Origin of the sequence: Microcoleus sp. Z1_B2, from assembly GCF_036700325.1 — a bacterium.
Classification (GTDB): domain Bacteria; phylum Cyanobacteriota; class Cyanobacteriia; order Cyanobacteriales; family Microcoleaceae; genus Microcoleus.
In genome coordinates this window covers 1-2,899 of the sequence record NZ_JAUBOQ010000049.1, presented here as the reverse complement: position 1 = coordinate 2,899, position 2,899 = coordinate 1, and the positions used below count along the sequence as shown (strand labels likewise).

3 protein-coding genes are annotated in these 2,899 nt (G+C 44.2%); all 3 read left to right on the top strand.

Translation table 11 applies throughout. The annotated features are described in order from the left end of the window. Positions 1-279: 279 nt before the first annotated feature. The 3 genes from QT984_RS23955 to QT984_RS23945 all read left to right on the top strand — a co-directional run bounded on the left by QT984_RS23955 (position 280) and on the right by QT984_RS23945 (position 2,882). Positions 280-816, top strand: coding sequence for a hypothetical protein (locus QT984_RS23955; RefSeq protein ID WP_333055493.1), 537 nt, complete (start codon positions 280-282; stop codon positions 814-816). Positions 817-1,218: 402 nt separating this feature from the next. Continuing rightward, positions 1,219-1,764: a hypothetical protein gene (locus QT984_RS23950; protein WP_333055492.1), complete on the top strand. Its 546-nt coding sequence runs from the start codon at positions 1,219-1,221 to the stop codon at positions 1,762-1,764. 38 nt (positions 1,765-1,802) lie between these two features. Continuing rightward, complete coding sequence (locus QT984_RS23945) at positions 1,803-2,882, top strand: hypothetical protein (RefSeq protein ID WP_333055491.1); 1,080 nt, start codon at positions 1,803-1,805, stop codon at positions 2,880-2,882. Positions 2,883-2,899 lie beyond the last annotated feature (17 nt).

Genomic DNA, 2,899 nt, shown 5'->3' with positions numbered 1-2,899 from the left:
CCGCAAACTCGATAAAAACCCGGTTTCTTTTGACTGAGATTTTCACAATATCTCCTAATTTTGGCTAAAAACTCTAGTAAATTTACGGTATCAAATACGGCAAAAAAGCTTTAATGTCTATCCCAATATGTTGTTTTCGTTAATTGCTGCTACAAACGAAAACAAACTCGCTGCTGTGGGTCAAGCCTTTCAAAACAGGAATATCTAATGAACATAAAATATGGACTGACCGCTATCCTGGGAACATATTTAATATCCACATTAGCAGGAGCGACCGCTATGGCAGCCACAATAGGAGGCACAATCAAAGTCAACGTCACTGGTGGCGACTTCGCGGGGGTCTACACGGGTGACTTTGCCTACGACGATACACATCTGACCAAAGTCGGCACAGAATTAATGACCATAAATGGTGGTGGTGGAAATGGAATTATACCGGGACTGTTATCTATGAACTTTAGATTTCTGGACTTTGCTACTGGCTTAAATCCTGTCACCTACACAGCCGATGATGTTGATGAATTTCCAGACTATCCACTTTTGTATTTAGAGAACGGAATTCCCACTCAATTTGCCTTCCAATTTTTTTCTACATCTGGAAATGATGGACTTATGTTCGGAGATCCCAGGTCATTTAATTTCGCCTTGCGAAATGGAACTATTGGAGGTGATGGGATTGTGAGCTTAGAAATTACTGAACCTACTACTGAACCTACTCCTGTACCGGAGAACTCCTCCCCCGTCGCCTCATTGTTGGCCTTTTTGGGCTTGGGTGCAGTTCACTTCTGGAGAAAGTGGAGAAAGGGAAACAATTAATCATCTTTACTAACTTAACTTGAAGCATGGCGTAGATATAATTACTGAGATTTTCACAATATATCCTAATTTCGTATCCGCTCAATAATCCGGGGTAAATCGCTCAACGATGCACATCAAAAGACGCAAAATCGTTCCTGAGTGGGTAGTCCGCCCCGAATTATTGAGCGGATACCTAATTTCGCCTCGGAAACTCTAGTAAATTTACGGGTTTACAATACCGCGAGTCGGCTTTAATGTGTATCTCAAGATGTTGTTTTCGTTAATTGCTGCTACAGACGAAAACAAACTCGCTCTTGTGGGTGAAGCCTTTCAAATCAGGAATATCTAATGAACATAAAATATGGACTGACCGCTATCCTTGGAACATATTTAATATCTACATTTCCAGGAGCGACCGCTATGGCAGCTACAATCACAGGCACAATCAAAGTCAACGTCGTGAACGTCAACGATCCCGACTTCGCGGGTCGTGTCTACACCGGTGACTTTGCCTACGACGATACACATCTAACTAAAGTCGGCGAGGAGGTCATGACCATCAATGATCGAATTATACCAGGACTGCTATCCCTGAACTTTAGATTTCTGGACTTTGCTGATGGCTTAACTCCTGTCACCTATACGGCCAGTGATGATTTAAACTTCCCAGACGCTCCCGTTTTGGCTTTTGAGAACGGAATTCCCTCTCAATTTGGCTTCCAAGTTGCTCCGGGAAATGATGGCGGAGTTTGGGGTGGAAATAACGGATTTATGTTTGTAGATCCTGGGACATTTTTTTTCGTCTTGCGAAATGGAACTGTTTCAGGTAATGGGGGTGTGACCTTAGAAATTAACGAATCTCCTCCTACTGCTGTACCAGAGAACGCCTCCCCCTTCGCCTCATTGTTGGCTTTTTTGGGCTTGGGTGGAGTTCACTTGTGGAGAAAGTCTAAAAAGGCAAACTAATAATCATCTTTACCAACCTAACTTGAGAGGAATAGACAATGACATCGATAAATACTCCGTTTTTGGTAACAGGTGGCGAAACTAACAGACCACCTACGAATGCTTTTAGTCCAAGTCAGCGTCAAATAAATATCCGTGCGCCCTTCTCCGTTCCCTCTGCCGAACAATGGACTGGTGAAAAAGTATGGCTGCTGATTCCTGGTTTCACAGCGCCCAGCGATTCTTTTGATGCCACTCTAGCCAGAGCCATCAATAATGCTAACCCAAACGATATAGTTTTAGCTCTTGACTGGACTCAAGTGAGCGGCACCCCAACAAACAATGCAGGAGCAGGGATCGCTCTAGGAGACCTTTACAGGTCTGGTTCCTGGATTACTCCAGTGGCAAACGCAGTCCGAAACAAACTTGTGGAGTGGGGAATGCCAGCCGCAGCACTCAATATTGTTGGTCATAGTCTTGGTGCTCACCTTGCCAGCGAACTTGCCGCCAGTTTCAATACCCTAGGTGGTCAAGTTGGTTCGGTTACAGCCCTTGACTCAGCATCAAATACTGCAAGATTCGTGAGTCCATACGATACAACTAATGGCTTCGATACTGACCTATCAAATGGATACGTATTAGATAAAAAGGGAGGAATTGCAGACCCCATCAAACGCTTAGACCTTGGTGCTGCGGCTTCAAGAAGAAGTTTTAATGGCATCAGTAGTGTAGCGGGAAATGAAGCTCAAGCTGGAACTGCCAGGGAATCTTTCCTTTTTGACTTCGGTACCACTGCGAACGATCAACACAGCCGTGTCGTGACCGCCTACACAAATTTGGTGACAACTAATGCAGCCGGTAATTCTCGTTTAGCCACCAATATTCTGGGTCTGGATGACACGCAGGCCGATCATCAATTTCGACCAAACTTCTATAGAGGGGATTCTTTTAACTCTCTTCAAGTGCATGAAGGAGTGATTCCGGTTGATGCTCAAGATAATCCTTTGTTTCTGGTTGCTGCTAAAGCTGCTGGCGAAATTAACGATCGCTTCATCTATGGGACTAACAGAAACGACGTATGGGAGCATCCCACTTTTGCAGTCAGTATAAATACTCAGACAATTGTCTGGCTAAGCTGATGGCATAATATAAAGCA

What these genes read in the sequence shown, in the direction of transcription:
- QT984_RS23945 (WP_333055491.1), top strand. Translation starts at nt 1,803, where the DNA reads ATGACATCGATAAATACTCCGTTTTTGGTAACAGGTGGCGAAACTAAC.
- QT984_RS23955 (WP_333055493.1), top strand. Translation starts at nt 280, where the DNA reads ATGGCAGCCACAATAGGAGGCACAATCAAAGTCAACGTCACTGGTGGC.
- QT984_RS23950 (WP_333055492.1), top strand. Translation starts at nt 1,219, where the DNA reads ATGGCAGCTACAATCACAGGCACAATCAAAGTCAACGTCGTGAACGTC.